Source organism: Azospirillum sp. UENF 312511, from assembly GCF_058780635.1.
In genome coordinates, this window is the sequence record NZ_JBSNCG010000003.1 from 2,286,895 (window position 1) to 2,313,452 (window position 26,558).

The 26,558-nt window shown below is 69.7% G+C and carries 18 protein-coding genes; 14 read left to right on the forward strand and 4 right to left on the reverse strand.

Annotation, left to right across the window (positions count from 1 at the left end; translation table 11 throughout):
* Positions 1 to 15 precede the first annotated feature (15 nt).
* The 3 genes from ACWPN7_RS22195 to ACWPN7_RS22205 are packed head-to-tail and all read right to left on the reverse strand — an operon-like array spanning position 16 to position 7,020.
* Positions 16 to 834 carry an ABC transporter permease gene (locus tag ACWPN7_RS22195; RefSeq protein ID WP_459195908.1) on the reverse strand — a complete coding sequence of 273 codons (819 nt, stop codon included), beginning with the start codon at positions 832 to 834 and terminating at the stop codon, positions 16 to 18.
* Positions 827 to 1,600, reverse strand: coding sequence for an ABC transporter ATP-binding protein (locus tag ACWPN7_RS22200; RefSeq protein WP_038526718.1), 774 nt, complete (start codon positions 1,598 to 1,600; stop codon positions 827 to 829). Before ACWPN7_RS22200 ends, ACWPN7_RS22195 begins: the two co-directional genes overlap by 8 nt.
* Complete coding sequence (locus tag ACWPN7_RS22205; protein ID WP_492273444.1) at positions 1,597 to 7,020, reverse strand: AMP-binding protein; 5,424 nt, start codon at positions 7,018 to 7,020, stop codon at positions 1,597 to 1,599. Before ACWPN7_RS22205 ends, ACWPN7_RS22200 begins: the two co-directional genes overlap by 4 nt.
* 174 nt (positions 7,021 to 7,194) lie before the next feature.
* On the opposite strand from ACWPN7_RS22205, the gene ACWPN7_RS22210 reads away from it, so the two are divergent.
* Together ACWPN7_RS22210 and ACWPN7_RS22215 are read left to right on the forward strand one after the other, a co-directional pair.
* Positions 7,195 to 7,614, forward strand: a complete 420-nt coding sequence (locus ACWPN7_RS22210; protein WP_149648460.1) for a cupin domain-containing protein — start codon at positions 7,195 to 7,197, stop codon at positions 7,612 to 7,614.
* Positions 7,615 to 7,951: 337 nt separating this feature from the next.
* The gene (locus ACWPN7_RS22215; RefSeq protein ID WP_014241109.1) at positions 7,952 to 8,566 is read left to right on the forward strand and encodes a hypothetical protein; all 615 of its coding nucleotides are present in this window, start codon (positions 7,952 to 7,954) and stop codon (positions 8,564 to 8,566) included.
* Positions 8,567 to 8,673: 107 nt separating this feature from the next.
* On the opposite strand, the gene ACWPN7_RS22220 is transcribed toward ACWPN7_RS22215, so the two are convergent.
* A complete protein-coding gene (locus ACWPN7_RS22220; RefSeq protein WP_014241108.1) occupies positions 8,674 to 8,934 on the reverse strand; it encodes a DUF3126 family protein in 261 nt (86 codons plus the stop codon).
* Between the two features lie 260 nt (positions 8,935 to 9,194).
* Here ACWPN7_RS22220 and ACWPN7_RS22225 point away from each other — a divergent pair, with 260 nt between their 5' ends.
* The 12 genes from ACWPN7_RS22225 to urtB all read left to right on the forward strand — a co-directional run bounded on the left by ACWPN7_RS22225 (position 9,195) and on the right by urtB (position 26,509).
* On the forward strand, positions 9,195 to 11,942 hold the full coding sequence (locus ACWPN7_RS22225) for an SUMF1/EgtB/PvdO family nonheme iron enzyme (protein WP_051657779.1): 2,748 nt from the start codon (positions 9,195 to 9,197) through the stop codon (positions 11,940 to 11,942).
* Positions 11,943 to 12,184: 242 nt separating this feature from the next.
* Positions 12,185 to 14,527, forward strand: a complete 2,343-nt coding sequence (locus ACWPN7_RS22230; protein WP_459195906.1) for an SH3 domain-containing protein — start codon at positions 12,185 to 12,187, stop codon at positions 14,525 to 14,527.
* Positions 14,528 to 14,620: 93 nt separating this feature from the next.
* The gene (locus tag ACWPN7_RS22235; protein WP_201044371.1) at positions 14,621 to 15,313 is read left to right on the forward strand and encodes a TetR/AcrR family transcriptional regulator; all 693 of its coding nucleotides are present in this window, start codon (positions 14,621 to 14,623) and stop codon (positions 15,311 to 15,313) included.
* Positions 15,314 to 15,468: 155 nt separating this feature from the next.
* Entirely contained in the window at positions 15,469 to 16,341 is an 873-nt protein-coding gene (locus ACWPN7_RS22240) for an ABC transporter permease (RefSeq protein ID WP_200776838.1), read from the forward strand.
* A gap of 52 nt (positions 16,342 to 16,393) precedes the next feature.
* A complete protein-coding gene (locus tag ACWPN7_RS22245; protein ID WP_014241101.1) occupies positions 16,394 to 17,392 on the forward strand; it encodes an ABC transporter substrate-binding protein in 999 nt (332 codons plus the stop codon).
* A 26-nt stretch (positions 17,393 to 17,418) separates the two neighbouring features.
* The gene (locus tag ACWPN7_RS22250; protein WP_014241100.1) at positions 17,419 to 18,243 is read left to right on the forward strand and encodes an ABC transporter ATP-binding protein; all 825 of its coding nucleotides are present in this window, start codon (positions 17,419 to 17,421) and stop codon (positions 18,241 to 18,243) included.
* Positions 18,244 to 18,497: 254 nt separating this feature from the next.
* Positions 18,498 to 19,790 carry a hypothetical protein gene (locus tag ACWPN7_RS22255; protein ID WP_459195905.1) on the forward strand — a complete coding sequence of 431 codons (1,293 nt, stop codon included), beginning with the start codon at positions 18,498 to 18,500 and terminating at the stop codon, positions 19,788 to 19,790.
* A gap of 20 nt (positions 19,791 to 19,810) precedes the next feature.
* Positions 19,811 to 20,962, forward strand: coding sequence for a Gfo/Idh/MocA family protein (locus tag ACWPN7_RS22260; protein ID WP_459195904.1), 1,152 nt, complete (start codon positions 19,811 to 19,813; stop codon positions 20,960 to 20,962).
* A gap of 15 nt (positions 20,963 to 20,977) precedes the next feature.
* Entirely contained in the window at positions 20,978 to 22,150 is a 1,173-nt protein-coding gene (locus tag ACWPN7_RS22265; protein WP_038526731.1) for a dihydrodipicolinate synthase family protein, read from the forward strand.
* Positions 22,151 to 22,306: 156 nt separating this feature from the next.
* Complete coding sequence (locus ACWPN7_RS22270) at positions 22,307 to 23,170, forward strand: sugar phosphate isomerase/epimerase family protein (RefSeq protein WP_459195903.1); 864 nt, start codon at positions 22,307 to 22,309, stop codon at positions 23,168 to 23,170.
* A 213-nt stretch (positions 23,171 to 23,383) separates the two neighbouring features.
* Entirely contained in the window at positions 23,384 to 24,703 is a 1,320-nt protein-coding gene (gene urtA, locus ACWPN7_RS22275; RefSeq protein ID WP_459195902.1) for an urea ABC transporter substrate-binding protein, read from the forward strand.
* Between the two features lie 186 nt (positions 24,704 to 24,889).
* Positions 24,890 to 26,509: an urea ABC transporter permease subunit UrtB gene (urtB, locus tag ACWPN7_RS22280; RefSeq protein ID WP_456524285.1), complete on the forward strand. Its 1,620-nt coding sequence runs from the start codon at positions 24,890 to 24,892 to the stop codon at positions 26,507 to 26,509.
* Positions 26,510 to 26,558: the final 49 nt, after the last annotated feature.

A 26,558-nucleotide genomic window follows, 5' to 3' on the forward strand; every position in this document is an offset into this window, starting at 1 on the left:
CAATCATCATTTTTCTCACCGCCATTTCAGCAGGCGGCGTTCCAAGATGGACAGCACGGTCCCGATGCTCAGGCCGAGCAGCGAGAGAACCAGCACGCCGGCCAGAAGCTGGTCGGTCAGCATCAGGTTGCCGGCGGTCAGGACGAAGGCGCCGATGCCGTATTCCGCGCCGATCATCTCCGCCGCGACCACCAGGATCAGCGCGATGGAGGCGGTGATGCGGAAGCCGGCGAGGATGCCGGGCAGGGCGCCGGGAAGCACGATCTTGCGCAGGATCGACGCCCAGGGCAGGCCGAAGCTCTGCGCCATGCGGATCAGGTTGCGCGGCACCGAATCGATGGCGCTGTAGGTGGCGATCACGGTCGGGAAGAAGACGCCGAAGCCGATGGTGGCGAACTTCGACGGTTCGCCGATACCGAACCACAGGATGAACAGCGGCAGCAGGGCGATCTTCGGGATCGGGAAGAAGGCCGAGACGAGGGGCACGCCGACCGCCCGCGCGACCGAACCGATGCCCATGGCGAAGCCCACGGTCATGCCGGCCACCGTGCCCATGACCCAGCCGACGCCGATGCGCATCAGCGACGCCTTCAGGTGCTGCCACAGCGACCCGTCCTGCGCCATGGCGGCCAGCGCCGAGGCGACCGCGCTCGGCGGCGGCAGGAACAGCTCGCTGACGAGGCCGAAGCGGTTGGTGGATTCCCACACCGCGATCAGGACCACGAAGGCGAGCAGCGCCGCCCAGCGGTGCCCCTTGACCGTGAAGCCGCCGCCGCGGAAGCGGACGGGCTGAGATGGGGAGCGATCCTGAAGGGGGAGGCTGGTATCAGGCATCGGCGATCTCCCGGTCGGCCAGTTGGGCCTCGGCCCGGATCAGGTGCCACAGCCGGTCGCGCACCTCCGCCAGATGGGCCTGGGCGGAGGGTTCCAGCCGCTGGTCGCGCGGCTCCTCGATGGTCACGATCTCGCGCAGGCGGCCCGGACGGCGGCTGAGCACGACGACCCGGTCGGCCAACCGCAACGCCTCGTCCAGATTGTGGGTGACGTAAAGGGCGGTCGTCCGCTCGCGCTGCCAGAGCGACAGGAAATCCTCCATCAGCAGTTCGCGCGTCTGGGCGTCGAGCGCCGACAGCGGCTCGTCCAGCAGCAGCATGGCCGGGCGCACGGCCAGCGCGCGGGCGATGCCGACGCGCTGGCGCATGCCGCCCGACAGCTGCTTTGGCAGCGCCTTGCGGAAGTCCCACAGCCCCATGCGGCGCAGGCCGGACTCGATGCGCTCCCGCCGCTCGGCCGCCGACAGCGGGTGGTGTTCGAGGACGAGTGACAGGTTGTCCTCGACGCTGCGCCAGGGCAGCAGGGCGAAATCCTGGAAGATGAAGGTGATCGGGTTCAGGCAGCCGTCCGGCACCTCGCCCGCCACCGCGATGGTGCCGGAGCTGGGCGCCACGATGCCGCCGGCGATGCCGAGCAGGGTGGACTTGCCGCAGCCCGACGGGCCGATGACGGCCAGAACCTCCCCCTCCTGCACCGTCAGGTCGATGCCTTCCAGCACGACGAGGTCGTCGTAGCGGTGGCACAGGTCCTTGATGATAAGCCTCATTGTCCCTTTCCTGTTGCCGACCCCGCCCAGGCGATCAGCAGTTCGTCGCGCGAGGTCAGGCCCGCTTCCGGCAGCGCGTGGTTTACGACGGCCTTGGCGGCGCCGCCGGTCGCTTCCGGCAGGCGGTTCTCCCACATGGCCTGATGGAGCGTGGGCAGCTCGTCCCAGTTACCGAGGTATGTCGTTGGCACACGGACCGCCCCCGACGCAATGACGCGGTTCAGCCCTGCGATTTCCGCAGCGTTCGAAAGATGCGTACCGACGATGGACGCGGATGGCATCAGGATGCGGCGCTGGCGCATCCACACCTGCGGCGCGTAGAAGCTGTAGCGACGACCACTCATATCGCCGCAATAGACCACGCGCCCCGTGTGCGGCTTCACGAGCATGGTCGAGACGGCCAGCGTGTCGCGCCGCGCCCGCTCCACCACCACATCCGGCATGCCGCGCGGGTTGTCGGCGGCGCGCAGGATGCGGCCCACCGCCTGGCCCAGCGGCTTGAACGTGTCCTCGGTGAACAGGCGCACGGCCTCCTTGAAGGCGGCGGTTTCGCGCTGCGGGTCGGGCAGGTCCGGCATGGTGTCGGGCCAGTCGAAATGCGGGACGCGGCGCTTGATCTCGGCCAGCGACACGGCGCCGGCCAGCGCCTCGCCGTAGCCCAGCGACAGCACGAAGTCGCGCTCGGAATCCCGGTCGGTGACGACGCAGACGCGGGCGCCGGACTCGCGCGCCGCCTCGATGGCCGAGAGCGCCATGTCGTCGCGCAGGCCCACCGCCCCGGCGCCGTAGAAGACCAGAACGGCTTCGCCGGGGCGCAGGCGGGCGCGGCGCAGCATCGCGGCGGGCTCGGCGGAACCGGGCTTGCCGAGGAAGGTCATGTGGTAGCCGCTGGAGGCGCCGAAGAAGGTCAGCGCGCCGCCGTCCGCCAGCGACTGGAAGGTCCGGGGGAAGGTCGTCTCGCCGGCGTGGCTGACCGCGTAGTCCACGAGCTGGCCGCCATTGGCGGCGCGAAGCGCGTCGAGGTAGGGGCGTCCGGCCTCCTCCCACGCCGCCCACTGCGCCGGGTCGGCGGGGATGCGGGTGAAGGCGGCCTCGGCGACGGAGCGGTCCACCGCCCCCGCCCCGCGGGCGCGGATGGCGGCGGCGCGGCGGTCCGACGACACCATGCCGGTCACCTTCATGCGCCGGGCCAGCGCCAGTTCCACCGTCCAGGCGCCGGTGCCGCCCGCCGCACCCTCCACCAGGAGGCGCTTGCCGGGCTGCACGTCGAGCGCGGTGAACAGCGCGCGGTAGCCGGTGCCGGCGGCGAGCATGTAGCTTCCCGCCTCCTCCAGCGCGAGGCCGGGCGGCAGCGGGAAGAGCTGCGGCCCGTCGGCCAGCATGAACTGCTGGTGGCTGCCGTCCGGCGACTGGTAGCCCTGAATGTGGAAGTCGGTGAACATCGGGTCGGCCCCGGCCTCCGGGTCCAGCAGGTCGGAGACGCCGGAATAGACGGCGACCAGATCGCCGACCGTCAGCCGCCCCTGCGCCTGCAACGCCTCGCCCATCCGCACGACCATTCCAACGCCGCCGGAGCCGGTGACGTGCACGTCCTCGTCATGCTCGTCGAACAGGGAGATGGGGATGCCGGTCAGCGCCCAGACGTCGTTGTAGTTGACCTCCGACGCGAGGACGTAGACGAGCGCTTGGTTGGGGCCGGGCTCGGGAACGGGGATGATGACCTCGGTTTCGGCCTGCGCCGGGTCGCCGTGGGCGGCCGCGCCGGTTTCCAGGTCGCGGACGACGGCCTGGGCGAGCTGCCAGCGGGGCAGGGGTGTTGCGCCGGGGACGAAGGGACTGCCGATGGGCAGCACGCCGTCGCAGCTCGCGCGTCTTGGTCGTGCGGGCAGGGACGGGGACTTCTTCTCCAGGAACAGGGCGATGCCCTTCTTGGCGCCGTTGTCGGAGTCCAGCAGGAAGCGGGCAAAGGCGTCGATCTCGGCCTTGCTGCCGGCGTCGAAGCCGTCGCGCAGGCCGGTGTCGACCAACCGGACGATGGTGTCGGCCACCGGGCCGCGGCCGACGCTGTGGGCTTGGCGGAGGAGGCGCATCACCTCCGGCCCCCTCCCGCCCGCTTCGCGGGCACCCTCCCCCGCCTTTGGCGGTGGAGGGGAACAGGCCCCCTCTCCCGCGAAGCGGGGGAGGGCTGGGGAGGGGGCATGAGAAGTGGAGGGGGCCAGCGCCGCCTCCCTTGCCATCGCCTTCGCCAGCGTCAGCGCGTCGTCCGCCCCGCGCGCCACCACATCGACCAAGCCATACTCCAGCGCCGTCTCGGCGTCGATCTGGCGCCCGGACAGCAGGATCTCCAACGCCCGCCCATAGCCCCGTTCCGGGTCCTTACGCAGCAGCAAGCGCGGCAGGCGCTGCGTCCCGCCATAGCCCGGCGGCAGGAACAGGTTGATCTCCGGCTGGCCCAGCCGGGCGCGGGGATCGGCCACCCGGACGTGGCAGGCCATGGCCAGCTCGCAGCCGCCGCCCAGCGCCACGCCGCGGATCGCCGCGAACACCAGCTTGTTCAGCGCCGCGATGGCGCGGAAGACGGCATGAGCCTTGGCGGGCAGGGCGCGGGCCTCGCTCTCGTCCCGCACCTCGTCGAGAAGCTGGCGGATGTCGGCGCCGGCCACGAAGTTGCGGCCCGTGCCGGTGACCACCACCGCCCGTACATCGTTCCGGCGGGCGAGATGGGCGATCAGCGTGTCCAGCTCGTCCAACAGGCGGTCGGACAGGGCGTTGACCGGCGGGTTGTCGATGGTGACGGTCGCCATCCGCACACCGTCGGCCAGCCGGTCGTACTGGACGGACAGGAAGCGCTGCCGCTCGATGAGGGTCTGTTCCTCGGCGCGCTGCTGGCCGCGCTTCCAGGCGGCGATGCGCGCCTCCAGGTCGGTCAGGCATTCCGGGTTGCGCAGGGTGGAGGTGTCGCCCAGCGGCTCCCCGTTCATCATCGCCGTCAGGAAGCGGCGCATGTATTTGCCGGACCGCGTCTCGGGAAAGGCCGGGACAGAGAGGATGTCGGAGGGGACGGCGACCGCACCCTTCTCCTGCCGCACCAGATCCTTCAGCCGGCGTTCGTCGTCGGCGGTGATGTCGCGGCCCTTGGCGGGCAGGACGAAGGCGACGGGGGTCAGGCCCTTCTCGCGGTGCGGGGCGCCGACCACGATGACGTTGCCGACCGGGCTGTCGGGGTTGATCTGCTTGTCGCGCAGGATCGCGCCCTCGATCTCCTCCGTGCCCATGCGGTGGCCGGACACGTTGATGACGTCGTCGGACCGGCCGTGCAGGCTGAAGCTGCCGTTGTCGTAGCGCCGGGCGAAGTCGCCTTGCAGATAGGCCCAGACCGGATTGCCGTCGGCGTCCCGGAAGCGCCCGAAATAGGTCGCCACGAAGCGCTCGAAGTCACCCTTCCAGCCGGGTTGGCCGACATTCTCCGCGTCGCCCCAGATGGTCCGGGTCAGGTAGGGATAGGGGGCGGTGACGACGATCTCGCCCTTCTCCTCCGCTTCGGCGGGGCGGAAGGCGACGCGGCCCGCGGTGTCCGGTTCGCTCTCGGGGACCCAGACGTCGCCCAGCACCCAGGGCAGCGGGTAGGTGTGGGCGTCGGCGCGCAGCGGCTGGTCGGGGTTGCCGTAGGGGTGGGTCCAGACGATGCCGCCATGCTCCGTCGCCCAATAGCTGTTGATGTATTGCGGCGTCATCACCGCCATGCCGAAGGCCTGGACGGCGGGGCTGGTCGGCTCCGCGCAGAAGGTGGCGACCCGCAGGCTGCTGCGATCGTAGCGCTCGACGTCGGCGCGGTTCTCCGGGTGGGTCATGACCGTCTTCAGGAAGGTCACGCCCGCCTTGAAGATGGTTACCTTGTGCCGCTCGATGATCGAGGCGAAGCGCCCGGCGTTGGGGAAGACCGGCGCCCCCTCCGTCACGATGCCGGGGATGCGGGCGGCGAGGCTGGCGGTGATGAGGTAGCTCTGCCCGGTGATCCAGCCGGGATCGGCGACGACGTAGATCGCGTCGCGGCCCGGCAGGGCGTCGAAGCTGACCTTCATGGTGTGGGCGAGGCCGGCGACGTAGCCGCCATGGACATGCACCACGCCCTTCGGCTTCCCGGTGGAGCCGGAGGTGTAGATGATGAACAGCGGATACTCGGCATCTACCGGAACGCAGGGCACGGCCTTCGCCACGGCGGCGTAGAGCGCCCGGTCGTCCAGCGCGCGCAGCGCGTCCATGCCGGGCAGGACGGTGTCCGGAAGTCCGGCGGCGGCGCACAGCTCCGCCTCGGCCTTCGCCAGCAGCTCGTGCGCCCAGACGTCGCGGCCGTTGGTCCAGGGGATGTCGGGAAGCCCGGCGTGGCGGACAACGATCACCGCCTCAACCCGCGGCGGGGCGGCGGTCAGCGCCTCGGCAACGCTGGCGCGCAGGTCGGCCACGGTGGCGGCGTCGAGCGTCCCGGCGCGGTCCAGCGCGCGGCCCAGCTCGCGCATGACGTCGGCGGGAGCGACGGTGATCTCGCCCGCCAAGCCGCGGCGCACCGGCTCCATCAGGGTGTCGTCTCCCAGCTTGGCGCGCAAAACCTCCTTGGTGATGCGCAGCGCCGTGGGCAGGGCGACGAAGCGGTCGAGCGCCGGGTCGCTGTAGGCTTCCTTGAAGGGGGCCATCTCGGCGTTGCGGCTGGCGCCGTCGGCGGTGATGACGACGCGGGCGCCGGCGTTCTCGATGCGGTCGGACAGCGTCTTGTCCGAGAATCCGCCGAAGACGGCGGTGTAGATGACGCCGATGCGCTTCGCCCCCTCCGTCCAGACGATCTGGTCGAGGATGTTGGGCATGTTCAGCGCGATGCGGTCGCCTTGCCTCAACCCCAGCCCGCGCAGCGCCAGAGCGGCCAGCGCGGAGCGGACCAGCAGCTCGCGCCGGGTCAGCGTGACGTGATGGACCGGGCCGCCGCGCCCGCCGTTGGCGGCGGCGTCCCAGCGGTCGCCCTCGTACCAATAGGCGGTCTCCGACCCATGGCCGGACAGGACGTGGCGGTCCACCTCGTTGAAGGCGGCGTTGGTCAGCCCGCCCGCGAACCAGCGGTAGAAGGGCGCTTCCGATCCGTCGAAGGCCTGGGTCCAGGGCGTCCAGTCCGCCCTTTCCGCCGCCTTGCCCGCCGGTTCGCCCGTGGCGGCGTCCCAGCCGCGCCACACGCCGTCCGCCTCGCGCATCAGCCAATTCGCGCCGTCGAACCAGTGGATCGTCTCAGCGGCGATGGCGCCGTGGAAGGCGCCGGGATCGGCCGCGCAGGCGTCCCGCTGGCTCTGCCAGTCCGCGGCGGAGCGGATGGGGTTGACGGCGACGTCCTGCGGCAGCGGCGGCTGTCCGGCGGACTCCGCGACGGCGTGATCCATGCTTTCCTCCCGATCGGGCATTTCTTCCTTGGCGGCCACGTCTTGTGCGCGGCGGGCATCACTATAGCGCGGCGCCCTGCATGGGCCGCAATGGCGCCGTGCGCGGCGGGGGTATGCCGTATACGCGGCTTTCGGTCATACTCGGTGCAATCAATGACGATGGGAGGAAACGGCATGTCGAAAAACGACGCGCCTGCGAACGATTCGGTGACCTTCGCGGTCAGCCATCCCGACCCGGCGGACTTCAAGCGCGACGGGCTGCGGCCCTTCTTCGAATACCGCGATCTGGGCATCCGCGCCGCCACGGCGGGCAAGGCGAACGCCCACGTCATCCGCGCCCGGCCCGGCGAGCCGTCGCACGGCGGCTGGCACCGGCACGCGCTGGATTTCCAGATGGTCTACGTGCTGAAGGGCTGGGTGAAGTTCGCTTACGAAGGCGTGGGGGAGGTGCTGTTGCAGGCCGGTTCCTGCGTGCACCAGCCGCCGGGCATCCGGCATGTGGAAATCGCCCATTCCGACGATCTGGAAATGCTGGAGATCACGCTTCCCGCCGACTTCCCGACCGAAGGGGCCGAGCCGCCCACCGGGAACTGACGCTGCATCCGACAAAAAAAGTGCCGGTCGCACCCGTCGTGGAAACGACGGTGCGGCCGGCCAGATGCTTTGGAGGAATCGCCGCCATGGCCACAGGGAACGACGCGGCCACGGGACGCTTCGTTGCAAAGGAAAGCAATGCCCATGCCAGAGCTTGGGCGGGCTCCCGGAGCCGGTTTCCCGTGCTTTCGGCAAGAACCTCCGGACCGCACCTGTCTGGAAGACTGGACAGGTGACCGGATCGCTGGACAGACGGGTGGGCGCCGCTGTTCTGGCATGTTGGGCGTGTCGAGGGTATTAGGGCGGTGTGTGGCGGCGTGATGAGGATGCGGACGGGATGCCCGAGGTCGAGATCTCCCGCGAGGACAAGGGGCAGGCGACGGTGTTCGAGGCATCGCCATCCAGCGTGCCGCCCCAGCGTTACGCCCATCTCCTCTACGCCGCCCTGCTGCTGGCCGGTTTCGTCGTCGTGGCCGAACTGACGCTGGAGCCGACGGCCTCGATGCTGCGCTGGCTGGGCGTCCTGTGCGCGGTGCCGCTTCTGCTGATGTGGATGATCACGCTGCTGCGGGCCGCGCGGCGCAGCGCCGTGCGGCTGGTCGTGGCGCCGGAAGGATTGACCGCCCATGGGCAGCTTGTCCCCCACGACACGATCCGCGGGGTGGCGCTCTACCCGCCGCAGGGCAAACGTCCGCTGTTCGTGGCCCGCATCCAGACGATGACCCTGCAGCAGCACCAAAAGGAACTGGCGCTGGCCGGCGGGGACGTGGATGCGGAGGAGGACGGGAAACCGGGGAAGGGCCGTCGGCGACGCGCCGGCTACCGGCTGCTTCTGCTGCGCCGGAACCATCTGCCGGCGCTCGTCCTGGTGCGTGGCCTCACCCTGTCGGGCGGCGAGACGCTGATGGCCGGGCTGGCCGCGGAACTGCGCCGCCACAGCCGGCCGGGCTGACATTCGCCCTGAGTTCTATCGGCGAGTTCCATCGGCGCGCGGGCAAGCGCCCCTCCCGCCGCGGGGCGGGAGAGGACCGCGCTGGAAGGACGCCGGAAGGGCGTGACTCAGCGACGGGCCGTCGGGGCTGCCGGCAGGTCTTCTTCCAGAATGACGACGTGCAGGGCGTAGGAGACCTCACCCTCGTCCACGTCGCGATGCAGGGTGCCGACGAACTCGTCGCCCAGCATGACTTCTGCGGACTGGCCGGCCTTCTCGGGCGGCTGGATGATGATCTTGTCGTTGCCGAGCGTCTTGCGCAGATAGCTCTGCACACGGGCGATTTCGGTTTCGGTCATCTTGGCGACCGTCGGCTTGGCGGGCGGCATGGCATGATCCCTGTGTTGTCGAAGGGGTCATATAGAAACCTTTCGGGCAAAGGGAAAGCACAACATCGCCACGGATCGCGCATTCGCCGCTCCGCCTGCCGCAGGCCCCCATCTTTCTTGCGGGGGGGCATACCCCCGCCTGTGGAGAGCCCTTAGCCGGTTTTGTCCTCTTGTTCCTGGGGGCGCGGCCAAATACTGAACGGATTGGAATGTGGGGGCGTCCTCGCTCCGCCGTCCGGTGACCATGGCATGGGGTGCCCATGGCTGCGCGCCTTCGCCGTTTCGTCTCGTTCCGCATCCTTCTGGCGCTGACCGCCGGCCTGCTGCTGGCCGTGGCGGCGTGGGCCGTACCCGGTCTGGCCGCCACCGCGCCGGAGCAACGCATCGCCCTGGTCATCGGCGTCGGCGCCTACCGTCACGCAACCGAGTTGCCCAACCCGCGCAACGACGCCCGCGCCATGTCGGCGGCTTTGCGCAAGATGGGCTTCGCAGTGGAGGAGCGCTACGACCTCGACAACCGCGGCATGGCGGAGGCGTTGCGCGGCTTCGGCATCCAGGCGGCGCAAGCCGACGTGGCGCTGCTCTACTTCGCCGGCCACGGCATGCAGGTCGGCGGCACCAATTTTCTGATCCCCGCCGACGCCCGTCTGGAGCGCGAGCGCGATCTGGTCTACGAGGCGCTGCCGCTGAACCTGCCGATGGGCGAGCTGGCCCAGGCGCGCAAGCTGGGCATCCTGATCCTGGACGCCTGCCGCAACAACCCCTTCGCCGACCGGCTGGTGCGGTCCGGCACCAAGAAGACGGAGGTGCATTCCGGTTTCGCCCGCGTCGACGACACGCCGACCGACACGCTGGTCGCCATGGCCACCCGCGCCGACGCGGTGGCGGAGGACGGGCAGGGCGACCACAGCCCCTACACCGCCTCGCTGCTGAAGAATTTCGACGTGCCGGGGCTGGAGCTGAGCCTGTTCTTCCGCCGCGTGCGCGACGACGTGATGCAGGTCACCCAGGGCCGGCAGGAGCCGTTCCTCTACGGCTCGCTGGGCGCCGCGCCCTTCTATTTCAACCCGCTGCCGGAGAACCGGCCGCCGCAACTCGCCGCCTTCAAGACGCTGGAGGTCTTCGACCGCGGCGGGACGGAGGGGTTGGGCATCGCGCGGCCAAGCGATCCCGACAACGACCAGCTCTTCGCCCAGGTGACCGGCCTGCCGCGCGGCGGCGGGGTGCGCATCGGCGACCGGGTGGTGCTGATCGGCGACTATCTGACGCTCGACCAGCTCACCGCCGCGACCTTCCGGGCGGACGCCACCCACCTCGGCGACGCCGGCAGCTTCGAGTTCGCGGTGATGGACGGGCGCGGCGGGGTGGCGCGGGGCGCCGTGCCGATCGTCATCAAGCCGAGCAACCGCCCGCCGGTCGCCGTCGCCGAGCGCAGCGTGCGCGCCGTTGTCAACAGCCTGCGGCTGGAGGTGCCGACCGACCCGGACGGCGACCCGCTGACCTTCACCGTCAGCGCCGTGCCGGAGCGGGGCAAGGTCCACGACGGCACCACCCCGCTGAAGCCCGGCGACAAGCTGGCGCCGGAGCGCCTGACCGCCCTGACCTTCGACCCGGAACGGGCACCGGCGGGCCGCGCCGGGGTGTTCAGCGTGCTGGTCGAGGACGGGCGCGGCGGGCGCACGACGATGAGCGCGCTTCTGGAGGTCGAGGAGGCCGGCGCCCCGCCGCCGCAGGCCGATCTGGAGGAGTCGCTGTGGCGCCGCGTGCGCGACAGCCGCGACGCCGACGCGCTGGACGCCTTCCTGCGGCTGTTCGGCACCGGCCCCTTCGCCGCCCCGGCGCGGGACCGGCTGAACCGGCTGCGCGCCGAATCGGCCAAGGTTGCGGCGGCGTCTCCAACGGGCGGTGCGGGGAGCAGCGGGTCGTCGGGCAATGGGGCGGGGAATGGAGCGCCCGGCGGCAAGGCGTCTCCGCCACCGGAACTCCAGCTCGACACCGCCGGGGAGGGGATGTATGTGGCCGTCGCCGACGCGGAGCTGCGCGCCGGGCCGGACGCGCGGTCGGAACGGGTCGGCGCCTTGGCCAAGGACGGCGCGGTGCGGGTGCTGGGCCGGGTGGCCGACGCCGACTGGTACCGGGTGGCCCTGGATGACGGCACCCAAGGCGGCGTGCAGGGCTTCGTCCGCGGTCCCGCGCTGCGTCCCGCCGGGCCGGAGGACCGCCAGCGGCTGGCGCTCGCCGCACCGGTCCAGCCGGGGGGCTCGCAGGGGCGGGCGCAGGGCAACGGCAGCAGCTTCCAGGATTGCCCGGAATGTCCGCCGATGATGCGGATTCCCGCCGGCAGTTTCGTCATGGGCAGCGAGCGCGGCGACACCAGCCAGCGCCCGCCCCGCCGCGTCACCTTCGCCCGGCCTTTCGCCATCGGGGTCTACGAGGTGACGGTCGCCAACTGGCGGGCCTGCGTGGAGGGCGGCGGCTGCGCCGCCATGCCGCGGATGCGCAATCCCACCGACGACATGCCGGTGCACAACATCCATGTCGAGGACGCGCTGGCCTACACCGAGTGGCTCAGCCGCAAGACCGGCCAGCGCTACCGCCTGCCGAGCGAGGCCGAGTGGGAGTATGCGGCGCGCGGCGGCAGCGCGGCGCGCTTCGCCTGGGGGGACAGCCTGACGCCGGGGGCGCGGCTGGCCAACTGCCGTGACTGCGGCGGGGCCGCCGACCGCTCCCTGCCGGCGCCAGTCGGCAGCTTCCAGCCCAACGCCTTCGGCCTCTACGACACCAGCGGCGGGGTGGCGGAGTGGGTCGCCGACTGCTGGAACCCCGGCTACAAGGGCGCCCCGACGGACGGCAGCGCCTGGACGGAGGGTGATTGCCGCAAGCGGGTGTTGCGCGGCGGCTCCTGGCGGGATGGGCAGGACGCCATCGCCGTCACCGCCCGCATCGGCTACGACGCGGACGTGCGCTATTTCGCCGACGGGTTGCGGGTGGCCCGCGACCTCAACTGACTCCGCTTGCGTTCGTTGGTGGGACGCACCGTCTGCGGATGGGACCACGGCGCCCCCGAAATTGCAGAAATTGGTGTTGGGCCAATGCGCTAGACTTGGCTGTTCAAGGCTTGGCGATCTGCGGACCGGACGGCCCGACAACGGAAGGCCGGCGACTGCTTCGACCAAATTCGTTACAGCCGCCGTGGCCTGAGACTCCCTAAAGGGGTGGTCAAAGAGAAGATCAGGTGGAGGGTATCGACGTGTTGCGCTGGCCCCGGAGCGCCGTTTGGACTGTTGCGCTGGTCCTGGTGACGGCGAACGTTGCCTTTGCCCCCCTGGCGTTCGCCGACGACAAGCGCGTCGCGCTGGTGATCGGCAACGCGCAGTACCAGGAGGGTGGCCCGGCCGCCGGGGTGGGCGCCAACACGGCGGTCGTCGCCGACGCGCTGCGCCGCGCCGGCTTCACCGTCACTGCCGCCGAGAACCTCGACCACCGCGGCATGGTCGCGGCGTTGAGCCGTTTCCAGGACGCTCTGGGGCAGGCCGACCTGGGCTTCCTCTATTACTCCGGCGTGGCGCTGAGCCTGTCGGCCAAGGGCTTCCTGGTGCCGGTGGATGCCAAGCCCGGCTCCGAATACGACGTGATCTTCGACACCATCGAGCTGGACTACGCGCTGAAGGAAATTCAGCGCAGCGGGCGTAAGGCCGTCGCCGTGTTCGACCCGGTGCCCGCCCACCCGCTGGCCGACCGGCTGGCGTCGGCGATGGGCGAGGAGGGGCGGTCCGTGAAGCCGGCGCTGGCGGCCCCGGCGGCGCTCGACAACCTGTTCGTCGTCTACTCGCACCGGCCCGGCACGCCGCCCGCCTCGCCGCCCGGCAAGGGAGCGGACGTTTTCTCCACCGCCCTGGCGCAGGAGATGGTCAAGCCGGGCGTGCCGCTGCGCGACGCGCTGGCCGAGGTTGCCCGCACCGTCGTCGGACGCACCCGCGGGACGCAGCACCCCTGGCTCCAGGACCGGCTGGGCACGGATCTCGTGCTGGTGCCCGGCCCGCGCGCGCCGTCCGCCCCCGTCGCTGCCCGGACTGAGGAGGCGCCGCCCGCCGTGGAGGCGACGGCCCCCGAACCGAAGCCGGCCGAATCCAAGCCAATCGAACCCAAGTCAGTCGAGCCCAAGCCAATCGAGCCCAAGTCAATCGAACCCAAGCCGCTGCCGCAGAAGGCGGAGGAAAAGCCCGCCGCCCTGGCGGTCGCCGAGGTCGAGGTGGACCCGCTGAACGAGAAGCGGGTGGTGACGCGCGACACCAACCTGCGCGCCGGTCCCGACACCAAGGCGGCGGTCGTCGGCACGCTGCGCCACGACAGCGAGGTCACGGTCACCGGGCGGACCCGGCGCAACGGCGGCTGGCTGCGCGTCGAGCAGGACGGCAAGACCGGCTTCGCCTTCTCCAGCAACCTCGCCAAGCCGGAGGAGGTGCCGGTCGCCTCCGCCCAACCGACGACGCCCCAGCAACCGCCCCAGCCGGCGATGCTGGCTCCCGGTGTCTATACCGTGGCACGCGACGCCAACCTGTTCGCCCGCCCGGTGCTGGGCGCCCGCAGCCTGCGCGATCTGGAGCAGGGGCAGCGGGTGACGCTGCTCCAGGCGGCGCCCGACTCCGGCTGGGTGCTGGTGCGGGATTCGTCGGGGCAGGAGGGCTACGTCACCACGGGGACACTGGCCGGCCGGTCGGGCGAGGCGGTGTCCATGGGTGGTGCGGCGCCCAACGCCTACCCGCCGCCCACGGTGGTTCGCAACGACGTCGATCCGGTGGCCGGCGCGCTGTCCGGCACGACCGGTCCGACGCGGCTGGCGGCTTTGCCGGACATCAGCGGGCAAAGCGCCGCGGGGCGCTCCACCTCCGGTACGGACCCGGTCGTCGCCGGGCTGGCGGAACCTTACCGCGACGCCGTGCAGGCGGGCCGCAACGCCGCCGCCCGCGCCGCCCGTTCCGCCACCGCCGGGCGCGGGGCGGAGGCGAAGGCGCGCGAGGCCCAGGCCGCCGCCCGACGTGCTGCTGGTCAGGCCCGCGGCGGGGAGTCGGGCTACGGGGTGCACCGCTTCCCCAACGGCGACGTCTATGAGGGGGCGTGGAACCGCGGTCTGGGCAATTTCTCCCTCCAGGGAACGATCAGCCGCAACGGCGTCGGCGTCTACCGCTTCGCCAACGGGCAGGTCTATGAGGGAGAGTGGAAGGACGACCAGATGTCCGGCTACGGCGTTCTCGGTTTTCCGTCCGGCGACCGCTTCGAGGGGACCTTCGTGAACGCCGTGCCGAACGGGCCGGGCGTTTACCGCTTCGCCAACGGCGATTCCTACGCCGGCGAGGTCCGCCAGGGCCGAGTGGACGGCCATGGCGAATTGGCCTTCACCAACGGAGAGCGGTTCAGCGGCGTGGTGGTGGACCGGCTTCCGGCGGGGCCGGGCGAATTGTCGATGCGCGGCGGCACCCGCCATGTCGGGCAGTTCCGCGGCGGCATCCAGGACGGTCCGGGAGCGGCCATCGACACCACCGGTGCGATGCAGCCCGGCATCTGGCGCGGCGCGACGCTCTTGAGTCGGTAACGCCGCTTCGTCTTTCCGTTTCGGCTGATATGCTCCACATTGGAACGCATTGCGGCTCGCCCTCCGGCCGCGCCATGCGAGGACCCGGCCTGGATGGACACGCTGACCGACCCGAAGAAGACCGCTTCCGCAGCCAAGCCGGCCCCAATTAAGCCGGCCAAGGCCGCGAAGGTCACCCGCGACCCGGAGGGCACCCGCGCGCGCATTCTCGCCGCCGCGACGGAGGAGTTCGCGCGCCATGGGCTGGGCGGCGCCCGCGTGGAGCGGATCGCCGAGGTCGCCGGCACCAACAAGCGCATGCTCTACTACCATGTCGGCAACAAGGAGAGCCTGTACCTGACCGTGCTGGAGGGCGCCTACGCGCACATCCGCGCCACCGAACGCACGCTGAGCCTGGAGACGCTGGACCCGCCCGCCGCCATCGCCCGGCTGATCCACTTCACTTGGCAGTATTTCCTCGACCATCCCGAGTTCATGGCGCTGCTGAACATCGAGAATCTGCACCGGGCGAAGTTGCTGAAGACCTCCGACAAGGTGCACGCCATGCATTCGCCCTTCGTGCAGATGATCGCCGACGTGCTGGCGCGCGGCGTCGCCACCGGGATTTTTCGGACGGGAGTGGACCCGGTGCAGCTCTACATCTCCATCGCCGGGCAGTCCTACTTCTACCTGTCCAACGTCCACACCCTGTCGGTCATCTTCGGCCGCGACCTGCTCGCCGAGGAGGCCAAGGCGGAGCGGCTGGACCATATGGTGGAGCTGATCCTGTCGTCGCTGCGGGCTTGAGCCGCCGGTGGTTTCATCATGAATAATCCGCATACCTGACCATCCGTCCTACCTCTTTGGCAGGGTTGACCGCTTTGCCGCGCCGGGCTTACTTTTAACCAGCCGGTTAAAAGAGCGCCTCACGTCGGCGCCGCAACGACCGGGGAGGAGGAGCGATGGCTGTCGATGCGGCGGCTCACGGGAATGCGTCCCGTGGCGGTCCCGCTTCGGGAACGGCGGCGCGACGGGGCGGGGCGGGTGCCACGCTGCTGCGTTTGCTCAATTCCGGCTGGTTCCGGCCGGTGCTGTTCCTGGTGGTCCTGACCGTTCTGTGGGACCTGTCGGTGCGGATCTTCGCGATCCCGCCCTATCTGATACCGAAACCCGGCGACGTGGCCTTGGCCCTCGCCGCGGACTGGGACCAGCTCCTGGCGGCGTCGGTCCCGACCACGCTGGCGACCTTGGGCGGCTTCGCCCTGTCGGTGCTGTTCGGCATTCCCATCGCCATGCTGATCGCCGGGTCGAAGACGGTGGAATCCTACGTCTACCCGCTGCTGGTCTTCTCGCAGTCGATCCCGAAGGTCGCCATCGCGCCGCTGTTCGTGGTGTGGTTCGGCTTCGGGCTGCTGCCCAAGGTGATCTCCGCCTTCCTGCTGGCTTTCTTCCCCATCGTCGTGTCGGCGGTGCAGGGCTTCAAGTCGGTGGACGGCGACATGATGGACCTCGCCAAGTCCATGAAGGCGACGCGCCTTCAGACCTTCCGCATGGTCAGCCTGCCGCACGCCATGCCGGCCATCTTCGCCGGCCTGAAGGTGTCGATCACGCTGGCCGTGGTGGGTGCGGTGGTGGGCGAGTTCGTCGGGGCGAATTCCGGCATCGGCTTCGTCCTGCAACGCTCCATCGGCAATTTCGAACTTCCCCTGATGTTCGCGGCCCTGGTGGTGCTGGCGCTGATCGGGGTGGTGCTTTTCTGGGTCATCGACGTGATCGAGCGGCTCGCCATCCCCTGGCACGCGAGCCAACGCCACAACTACATCCCGACGTCGTAACGCCGACAACAAAACCAACAGCGACGCCGGATACCCTTCGGGAGGAGACGAGATGAAACGGACGCTCTTCGCGGCGCTCTGCGCCCTCACGGCCACGACGCTTCCGGCCCAGGCCGCGGACAAGGTCGTGCTGATGCTGAACTGGTACGTGTATGGCGAGCACGCCCCCTTCTACTACGGCAAGGACAAGGGCCTGTACGAAGCCGAGGGCATCGACCTGGAGATCCAGGAGGGCCGCGGGTCGGCGGTGACGACCCAGGCGGTGGCCGCGAAGACCGTCGATTTCGGTTACGTCGACGTGCCGACCATGATGAAGGCGGCGGTGAAGGGCGCCCCGGTCACCTCGCCCGGCGTGCTGCTCCAGACCAGCCCGATGTCGGCCATGGGCTTCACCGACAAGAACATCCGCAAGCCCGAGGACATCAAGGGCAAGACCGTCGCCATGACGCCGGGGGACAGCATGTCCCAGATCTGGCCGCTGTTCCTGAAGAAGACCGGCCTGAAGGACAGCGATTTCCGCGTCGTGTCGGGCGACGCCCAGACCAAGCTGAATGCCGTCATCAACGGGCAGGCGGACCTGCTGCTGGGCTACGTCATGGACCAGAGCATGAAGATCAAGGATGCCACCGGCAAGTCGGTGACGCCGATCCGCTTCGCCGATTACGGCGTCAACATGGTCTCCTCCGGCATCATCGCCCACACCGACACGCTGAAGGACAAGCCGGACCTCGTGAAGCGCTTCATGGCCGCGACGACCAAGGCGGTCGAAGGGGCGGAGAAGAACCCGAAGGAGGCCGTGGCCGCCATCCTCAAGGCCAACCCCAAGGGCGGCCAGGAAGCCACCCTGCTGGAGGGCTTCGAGCTGACCACGCCGCTCTACCGCACGGCGGAGACCAAGGGGCAGCGGCCCTTCCGCGTCACCGACGCCAACATGGCCGAGACCGTGGACCTGCTGGTCGAGTACGGCGGCCTGGACGCCGCGGCGAAGAAGAACCCGAAGGCCTTCTACACCCGCGACTTCCTCCCCGATCCCGCCGCGGCGGGCCAGTGAGGCCGAACGGACAGGAGAGCAGGGACATGGCTCAGCCCCAGTTGAAAGTCGTCGGATCGGCCGAAACGGCCCGCCTGTCGCAAAAGACCCTGATCCAGATCGACGGCGTGACCAAGACCTACCGCACCCGCGACGGGGAGGTGCCGTCCCTGCGCCCGATCACCTTCGACGTTCGGGACGGCGAATTCCTGGTGGTGGTCGGCCCGTCCGGCTGCGGCAAGTCCACGCTGCTGAAGCTGGTCGCCGGCCTGCTGCCGGTCAGCGAGGGCGCCATCACCATCGAAGGCACCACGGTGACCGAGCCGCACGACGACGTGGGCATCGTGTTCCAGAGCCCGGTGCTGCTCGCCTGGCGGACGGTGCTGCGCAACATCATGATGCCGGTGGAGGTCCGCGGCCTGCCGCGCGACAAGTATCTGGAGCGCGCCCGCGCCCTGATCCGCATGACCGGGCTGGAGGGGTTCGAGAACAAGTACCCCTGGCAGCTCTCCGGCGGCATGCAGCAGCGCGCCTCGCTGTGCCGGGCGCTGGTCCACGACCCGAAAATCCTGCTGATGGACGAGCCGTTCGGCGCGCTCGACGCCATGACGCGGGAGAAGATGAACGTCGAGCTGCAACGCATCCAGCACGAGACGGGCAAGACGGTGCTGCTGATCACCCACTCGATCCCCGAGGCGGTGTTCCTGGCCGACCGGGTGATGGTGATGTCGGAGCGTCCCGGCGCCATCGCTGCGACCTACGAGGTGCCGCTGCCCCGCCCGCGTTCGCTGGATGTCATGGGGCACCCGGTCTTCATCGAGCTGACCCAGCGCATCCGGGCGCATTTCAACGCCCAAGGGCATCTGGACTGAGGGGGCGTGTGGTGATGGATGAGTCTTGCCCCCTCCCTGACCCTCCCCCGCCTATGGCGAGGGAGGGGATTGACACCCTCTCCCGCGAAGCGGGGGAGGGAAGGGGCCCGCGAAGCTCTCGCGCAAGCGAAGCTTGCGCTGACGCGGCAGGCGGACCCTCTGGGTCCGCCGAGAGCGGGAAGGGTGGGGGCACCGCATCCGCCCCCCTCCTCATCATCCGCGCCATCGACCTCTATGAACGCCCCGTCCGCTTCGTGAAGCCCTTCCGCTTCGGCAGCGTGACGGTGGAGGCGGCTCCCCAAGCCTTCGTCCGCGCTTTGGTCCATGTGGACGGCGTCGGCGAGGCGTGGGGCGGCACCGCCGAGATGATGATGCCGAAGTGGTTCGACAAACGCCCGGACCGCAGCCCGGACGAGACGGTGGACGGCCTGCGCCGCTCCCTGCGCCTCGCCCGCGACGCCTACGGGACGGACCGCGCCGACACCGCCTTCGGGCACCACGCGGCGGCTTATGAAATCCAGCGGGCGGCCTGCCGCGCCGCCGGGCTGCCCGACCTGACCGCCGCCTACGGGCCGGCGCTGATCGACAAGGCGGTGCTGGACGGGCTGCTGCGGGCTCTGGACACCGACTTCTTCACCGGCATGCGGACGAACCGCGCCGGGATCGACGCGCGGCTGACGCCGGATCTGGCGGGCTTCGACCTGGACGGCTTCCTCGCCGGGCTGGAGGTGCGGCCGTCCGTGGCGCTCCGCCACACGGTCGGGCTGCTCGACGAGCCGCAGGCCCTGCGCGACCTGCTGGCGCGGGAGCGGCTGGGCCGCTTCAAGATCAAGCTGGGCGGCGATCCGTCCGCCGATCTCGTGCGCTTGGCCGAGATCGCCAGCGTGCTCGACGCGGCGGCGGGCGACTACCGCGCCACGCTGGACGGCAACGAGCAATACGCAGACGCCGCGGCCCTCGCCGCCTTCGTGGCAGGGCTGGAGCGCGAGCCGGCGCTGGCCGGGTTCCGCGGGCGCCTGCTCTACATCGAGCAGCCGGTGGCGCGGGAGCGCGCGCTGGAGGCGCCGCTGGGCGCCGTGGCGGAACGCATCCCCTTCATCATCGACGAGTCCGACGACGGCTACGACGCCTTCCCGCGCGCCCGCGCCGCCGGCTACCGCGGTGTGTCGTCCAAATCCTGCAAGGGTCTCTACAAGGCCGTCCTGAACCGGGCGCGCTGCGAGGCCTGGGGCGCGCCGCACTTCATCGCCGCGGAGGACCTGACCTGTCAGGCCGGGCTGGCGGTGCAGCAGGACACGGCCCTGGTCGCGCTGCTCGGCATCGCCGACGCGGAGCGCAACGGCCACCAGTACGGAAACGGCTTCGACGGAGCGCCGGAAGCCGACGCCTTCCTCGGCGCGCATCCCGGCTTCTATACCCGGCGGGACGGCATCGTCCGCCTCGCCACGGCGGGCGGCAGCCTGCCGACCGAAACCCTGGCCGTCCCCGGCTTCGCCAGCGCGGCGCAGCCCCGGTGGGACCGCCTGTCCCCTCTACAGAACGAATAATCCCCTAGGGAGTCCCCGACATGAGCACGAAGCGCCTTGGTATCATCATGCATGGCGTGACCGGCCGCATGGGCATGAACCAGCACCTGATCCGGTCGATCCTCGCCATCCGGGCGCAAGGCGGCGTCACGCTGTCCGACGGGTCCCGCGCCATGCCGGACCCCATCCTGGTCGGGCGCAACGCCGAGAAGATCCGCGAGCTGGCCCAGCGCCACGGCGTGGAGCGCTGGACCGACAATCTGGACACGGCCCTGGCGAACCCCGACGACACGATCTTCTTCGACGCCGGCACCACCCAGATGCGGCCGACGCTGCTGGAGGCGGCGATCCGCGCCGGCAAGCACGTCTATTGCGAGAAGCCCATCGCCACCAACCTGGAGGAGGCGTTGCGCGTCGTCCGGCTGGCCGAGGAGGCCGGGGTGAAGAACGGCACCGTGCAGGACAAGCTGTTCCTGCCCGGCCTGCAGAAGCTGAAGATGCTGCGCGACAGCGGCTTCTTCGGGAAGATCCTCTCGGTGCGCGGCGAGTTCGGCTACTGGGTGTTCGAGGGCGACTGGCAGCCGGCGCAGCGTCCCTCCTGGAACTACCGCGAGGAGGACGGCGGCGGCATCATCCTCGACATGGTCTGCCACTGGCGCTACGTGCTCGACAACCTGTTCGGTCAGGTGAAGAGCGTTTCCTGCCTGGGCGCCATCCACATCCCGGAGCGCTGGGACGAGCAGGGCAAGCGCTATCAGGCCACCGCCGACGACGCGGCCTACGCCACCTTCGAGCTGGAGGGCGGCGTCATCGCCCACATCAACTCCTCCTGGGCGACGCGGGTGTACCGCGACGATCTGGTGACCTTCCAGGTGGACGGCACCCACGGCTCGGCGGTCGCGGGCTTGAGCGACTGCGTGATCCAGCCGCGCCAGGGCACGCCGCGCCCGGTGTGGAACCCCGACCAGAAGCAGACCATGGACTTCTACGCGACGTGGCAGCCGGTGCCCGACAACCAGCCGACCGACAACGGCTTCAAGACGCAGTGGGAATCCTTCATCCGCCACGTCGTCGAGGACGCCCCCTTCGACCATGGCCTGATCGAGGGCGCCAAGGGCGTGCAGCTCGTGGAGGCCGCGCTGAAGAGCTGGAAGGAGCGCCGCTGGGTCGACGTTCCCTCGCTGACCGCCTGACCGGAGACTCCGTCCATGGCACTGACCATCAAGCTGCCGCGCGCCGACCGCTCGCTGGAAAGCTACGAGGTCGCCCCGGCGCGGGGCTTCCCCGCCCGCACCGACCGGCCCTTGAACCGCGTGGCCTACGCCGCCGCCCACATGGTGGCCGATCCGCTGGCCGACAACGACCCCTGGCTGACCCCGGCCATCGACTGGGACCGCACCATCGCCTTCCGCGAGCATTTGTGGGACCTCGGCTTCGGCGTGGCCGAGGCGATGGACACCGCGCAGCGCGGCATGGGGCTGGACTGGAACGCCTCGCTGGAGCTGATCCGGCGCTCCCTGACCGCGGCGAAGGCGCGCGGCAACGCGCTGATCGCCTGCGGGGCGGGCACCGACCATCTGGCGCCGGAGGACGCCCGCTCGCTCGACGACGTGATCCGCGCCTATGAGACTCAGGTCGCCGCGGTCGAGGACCTTGGCGGACGGGTGATCCTGATGGCGTCGCGCGCGCTCGCGCGCGTGGCCAAGGGGCCGGAGGATTACGTCCGCGTCTACAGCCGCATCCTCTCCCAGGTGCGCAGCCCGGTGATCATCCACTGGCTGGGCGACATGTTCGACCCGGCGCTGGCCGGCTATTGGGGGACCAACGAGTTCCCGGTGGCGCTCGACACGGCGGTCGGCATCATCAACGACTTCGCGGCCAAGGTCGACGGGGTGAAGATCTCCCTGCTCGACAAGGACAAGGAGATTGTCATGCGCCGCCGGCTGGCTCCCGGCGTGCGCATGTACACCGGCGACGACTTCAACTACGCGGAGCTGATCGCCGGCGACGCGGAGGGCCATTCCGACGCCCTGCTGGGCATCTTCGACGCCATCGCCCCGGCGGCGGCGGCGGCCTTGGCCGAGCTGGCGGCGGGCGAGGAGGGGCGTTTCCACGAGATTCTGGAGCCGACCGTCCCGCTGTCCCGCCACATCTTCAAGGCGCCGACCCGCTTCTACAAGACCGGGGTGGTCTTTATGGCCTACCTGAACGGCCACCAGGACCATTTCACGATGATCGGCGGGCAGGAGGGCACGCGCTCCACCCTGCATCTGGCCGAGATTTTCCGGCTGGCCGACAAGGCCGGGCTGCTGCGCGACCCGGAAGAGGCGGTGTGGCGCATGGCCGACGTCCTGGCCGTCCGCGGCATCGAAGCGGTGTGAGGGGATAAGCCCCTCTCCCCTCTGGGGAGAGGGTGGCGCCGAAGGCGCCGGGTGAGGGGGTTCTCGGGGGACCGTACGCTCAGGCATCGCGGGACCCCCTCACCCCAGCCCTCTCCCCAGAGGGGAGAGAGGGCGAGAACGAAAAGGACCACGATCATGCGCGACTTCTCCGGCGATCATCGCTGGCTGTCCATCAACACGGCCACGGTGCGCAAGCAGAGCGACCTGCTGCAGATCTTCGACGCCTGCGCCCGCCAGGGCATCCGCGCCGTCTCACCCTGGCGGGATCAGGTGGCCGCGGTGGGGCTGGACCGCGCCGTGCGGGCCGTGAAGGAGCTGGGGCTGGAGCTGTCCGGCTATTGCCGCGGCGGCATGTTCCCTGCCGATCCCGACCGCCGGGCCGAGGTGCGCGACGACAACCGCCGCGCGGTGGACGAGGCGGTGGCGCTGGGCGCGCCCTGCCTCGTGCTGGTCGTCGGCGGGCTGCCGCAATTCTCGCGCCCCGGCTCCCCGCCGTCCAAGGATATCGCCCTGGCCCGCGCCCAGGTCGAGGATGGCATCGCCGAGCTGCTGGAGCACGCCCGCGGCGCCGGGATGCCGCTCGCCATCGAGCCGCTGCACCCGATGTATGCTGCTGACCGCGCCTGCGTGAACACGATGGGCCACGCGCTCGACCTTTGCGACCGGCTGGACCCGCAGGGAACCGGCGCGCTGGGTGTGGCGTTGGACGTCTACCATGTCTGGTGGGACCCGGAGCTGGAGGCTCAGATCCGCCGCGCGGGCCGGAATCGCCTGTGTGCCTTCCATGTGTGCGATTGGCTGGTGCCGACCGCCGACCTGCTGGAGGACCGGGGCATGATGGGCGACGGAATGATTGATATACCAATGATCCGTGGCTGGGCGGAAGCCGTTGGATTCCAAGGCTATTCCGAGGTCGAAATATTCTCGCGCCGCTGGTGGGCACGACCTTTGGATGAGGTGCTGACGGTCTGTGTCGAACGGCATCGGTCTTCGGTGTGAATGGCTGCCTAAAAATCAGCCATTCTGGCGGAAGTGAGTAAAATTCGATCATAAAAAGGGAGGCATGCATAATTCGTAAGCGAATACTGGGCTGCAAATCGCTGCGGATTCCTTGAACGGCCCTCCTGTCGACGTGTCGTGGCATCACATTTGCGAAGGATACCCCCGGGCGCCTGAGGCGGGCGCCAGACCAAAGAACGGGGGGTATTCACAATGTTGAAGACGGGGTTCCAGTCGGGCTTCAAGACCGGTCGCACCCTTGCGGCGGCCGCGGGTCTTGCCGTCACGTTCGCCGCGGGCTTCGCCGCCCCGGCGTCGGCCCAGGACACCATCAAGGTCGGCATCCTCCATTCCCTGTCGGGCACCATGGCGATCAGCGAGACCACGCTGAAGGACGTCATGCTGATGCTTATCGAAGAGCAGAACAAGAAGGGCGGCGTTCTCGGCAAGAAGCTGGAGCCGGTCGTCGTCGATCCCGCCTCCAACTGGCCCCTGTTCGCCGAGAAGGCGCGCGAGCTGATCAGCAAGGACAAGGTGGCCGCGGTGTTCGGCTGCTGGACCTCGGTCAGCCGCAAGTCCGTCCTGCCGGTGTTCGAGGAGCTGAACAGCGTCCTGTTCTACCCGGTGCAGTATGAGGGCGAGGAGTCCTCGCGCAACGTCTTCTACACCGGCGCCGCCCCGAACCAGCAGGCGATCCCCGCCGTCGACTATCTGGCGGAGAAGGAAGGCGTGCAGCGCTGGGTGCTGGCCGGCACCGACTACGTCTACCCGCGCACGACCAACAAGATCCTGGAGACCTACCTGAAGTCCAAGGGCGTGAAGTCCGAGGACATCATGATCAACTACACGCCGTTCGGCCATGCCGACTGGCAGAACATCGTCGCCGACATCAAGAAGTTCGGCTCCGCCGGCAAGAAGACCGCCGTCGTCTCGACCATCAACGGCGACGCCAACGTCCCCTTCTACAAGGAGCTGGGCAACCAGGGCGTCAAGGCGCAGGACATCCCGGTGGTCGCCTTCTCCGTGGGTGAGGAGGAGCTGGCCGGCATCGACACCAAGCCGCTGGTCGGGCATCTCGCCGCCTGGAACTACTTCATGTCGGTGGACACGCCGGAGAACGGCGACTTCATCAAGAAGTGGCAGGCCTTCACCAAGAACGACAAGCGCGTCACCAACGACCCGATGGAGGCCCACTACATCGGCTTCAACATGTGGGTGAAGGCGGTCGAGAAGGCCGGCACCACCGACAGCAACGCGGTGATCGACAGCCTCGTCGGCGTCGCCGTGCCGAACCTGACCGGCGGCTATTCGGCCATGCTGCCGAACCACCACATCACCAAGCCGGTGCTGATCGGCGAGGTGCAGGAGAACGGCCAGTTCGAGACCGTTTCCAAGACGCCGGGCCTCGTGGCCGGCGACGAGTGGTCGGACTTCCTGCCGGACAGCAAGGACCTGATCTCCGATTGGCGCGCCCCGATGTCCTGCGGCAACTTCAACGTGAAGACCGGCAAGTGCGGCGGCAAGGGGTCGTGAGGACCGTCTGAACACCTCTTGGTGACTGGCTGCGTGATGCCCCCTCCCTAACCCTCCCCCGCTGACGCAGGGGAGGGGATTGTTCCCTCTCCTGCGAAGCGGGGGAGGGAAGGGGCTCGCGAAGCGGGAAGGGTGGGGGCAACGCCCTTCTCTAAAAATGACTTCCGACACATCACAGGAACCGCGATGCACCGCGCATTCTGCTGGCTGCTGGCCGCGTTTCTGGCGCTGGCCGCACCGTCCGCCTTCTCCGCCGATCTGGGCGCCGCCGATCTGGCACCGCTGGTCCGCGGCCTGGGCGCCGGCAGCTACGCCGAGACCGAAAAGGCCATCGCCGGGCTGGCCGAGACGGGCGATCCCGCCGTCGTGCCGGTGATCGAGGCCCTGCAAGCCGGCGATCTGCATGTCCGCAAGGCTGACGGCGCCGTGGTCGTCGCCAAGCGCGCCGGCAACGGCTACGCCCTGACCGACCCGTTGACCGGCGCCGCGCTGGGCGAGGCGGACCGCAACGCGGTCGAGAAAATTCGCATCAACAATGCTTTGCGCCGCACGATCAGCGCGACGCTCGGCGCGCTCACCCTGATGAGCCCCGACGCCAACACGCGCCGGCAGGCCGCCGAGGCGGTGTTCAAGAGCCGCGACGCCAACGCGCTGGATGCGCTGAACACGGCGCTGGGCAAGGAAACCGATGAGCGCGTCCGCCGCGCGATGACCCAGGCGCGGGCCTCCGTCCTGCTGGCCGGGGACGCGCCCGACGCCGACAAGATCGCCGCCGTCGCGGTGCTTCAGGAGCGTGGAGACCAGGACGCGCGGGCCCTGCTGAACGGCGCTGCCAACACGGGAAGCGACGCGGTGAAGGACGCTGCGACGAAGGCCATCGCCTCCGTCGAGCAGCGGCTCGCCCTGTGGGGGGCGGCGCAGAACCTGTGGTACGGCTTGTCGCTCGGCTCGGTGCTGCTGCTGGCGGCGATCGGGCTGGCCGTCACCTTCGGCGTCATGGGCGTCATCAACATGGCGCATGGCGAGATGGTGATGATCGGCGCCTACGCCACCTTCCTGGTGCAGGAGGCCTTCCGCCAGTGGGCGCCGGGCCTGTTCGATTTCTCCATTCTGGTGGCTCTACCCGTCGCCTTCCTGGTCTCCGGCGCGGTCGGCGTCGCCATCGAGCGCAGCGTGATCCGCTGGCTCTACGGGCGCCCGCTGGAAACGCTGCTGGCGACCTGGGGCCTGTCGCTGGCGCTCCAGCAGGCGGTGCGCTCCATCTTCGGGCCGACGAACCGCGAGGTCGGCGCCCCCTCCTGGATGTCCGGCGCCTTCGAGCTGGGCGGCCTGACCATCACCTACGGGCGGCTGTGGATCGTCGTCTTCGCCTTCCTCGTGTTCGGCGCGCTGCTGGTGGCGCTGCGCAAGACGTGGTTCGGGCTGAGCATCCGCGCCGTCACCCAGAACCGCAGCATGGCCAACGCCATGGGCATCCGCACCGCGCGGGTGGACGCGCTGACCTTCGGGCTCGGCTCCGGCATCGCCGGTCTGGCCGGGGTGGCGCTGAGCCAGATCGACAACGTCAGCCCCAACCTGGGCCAGGGCTACATCATCGACAGCTTCATGGTCGTGGTGTTCGGCGGGGTGGGCAACCTGTGGGGAACGCTGGTCGGCGCGCTGGCGCTCGGCGGCGTCAACAAGTTCCTGGAGCCCTACGCCGGCGCGGTGCTGGGCAAGATCCTGGTGCTGATCTTCATCATCCTGTTCATCCAACGGCGTCCGCGCGGCCTGTTCGCGCTGAAGGGCCGGGCGGTGGAGGCCTGATCCGATGCTGACCCGTTTCTTCCTGATGGGCCTCGACAAGAAGGCCGGC

Coding starts and splice junctions, on each gene's coding strand:
- ACWPN7_RS22210 (WP_149648460.1), top strand. CDS start 7,195: ATGTCGAAAAACGACGCGCCTGCGAACGATTCGGTGACCTTCGCGGTC.
- ACWPN7_RS22270 (WP_459195903.1), top strand. CDS start 22,307: ATGCGCGACTTCTCCGGCGATCATCGCTGGCTGTCCATCAACACGGCC.
- ACWPN7_RS22260 (WP_459195904.1), top strand. CDS start 19,811: ATGAGCACGAAGCGCCTTGGTATCATCATGCATGGCGTGACCGGCCGC.
- ACWPN7_RS22220 (WP_014241108.1), bottom strand. CDS start 8,934: ATGCCGCCCGCCAAGCCGACGGTCGCCAAGATGACCGAAACCGAAATC.
- ACWPN7_RS22240 (WP_200776838.1), top strand. CDS start 15,469: ATGGCTGTCGATGCGGCGGCTCACGGGAATGCGTCCCGTGGCGGTCCC.
- ACWPN7_RS22215 (WP_014241109.1), top strand. CDS start 7,952: ATGCCCGAGGTCGAGATCTCCCGCGAGGACAAGGGGCAGGCGACGGTG.
- ACWPN7_RS22225 (WP_051657779.1), top strand. CDS start 9,195: ATGGCTGCGCGCCTTCGCCGTTTCGTCTCGTTCCGCATCCTTCTGGCG.
- ACWPN7_RS22235 (WP_201044371.1), top strand. CDS start 14,621: ATGGACACGCTGACCGACCCGAAGAAGACCGCTTCCGCAGCCAAGCCG.
- ACWPN7_RS22205 (WP_492273444.1), bottom strand. CDS start 7,020: ATGGATCACGCCGTCGCGGAGTCCGCCGGACAGCCGCCGCTGCCGCAG.
- urtA (WP_459195902.1), top strand. CDS start 23,384: ATGTTGAAGACGGGGTTCCAGTCGGGCTTCAAGACCGGTCGCACCCTT.
- urtB (WP_456524285.1), top strand. CDS start 24,890: ATGCACCGCGCATTCTGCTGGCTGCTGGCCGCGTTTCTGGCGCTGGCC.
- ACWPN7_RS22250 (WP_014241100.1), top strand. CDS start 17,419: ATGGCTCAGCCCCAGTTGAAAGTCGTCGGATCGGCCGAAACGGCCCGC.
- ACWPN7_RS22195 (WP_459195908.1), bottom strand. CDS start 834: ATGCCTGATACCAGCCTCCCCCTTCAGGATCGCTCCCCATCTCAGCCC.
- ACWPN7_RS22245 (WP_014241101.1), top strand. CDS start 16,394: ATGAAACGGACGCTCTTCGCGGCGCTCTGCGCCCTCACGGCCACGACG.
- ACWPN7_RS22265 (WP_038526731.1), top strand. CDS start 20,978: ATGGCACTGACCATCAAGCTGCCGCGCGCCGACCGCTCGCTGGAAAGC.
- ACWPN7_RS22200 (WP_038526718.1), bottom strand. CDS start 1,600: ATGAGGCTTATCATCAAGGACCTGTGCCACCGCTACGACGACCTCGTC.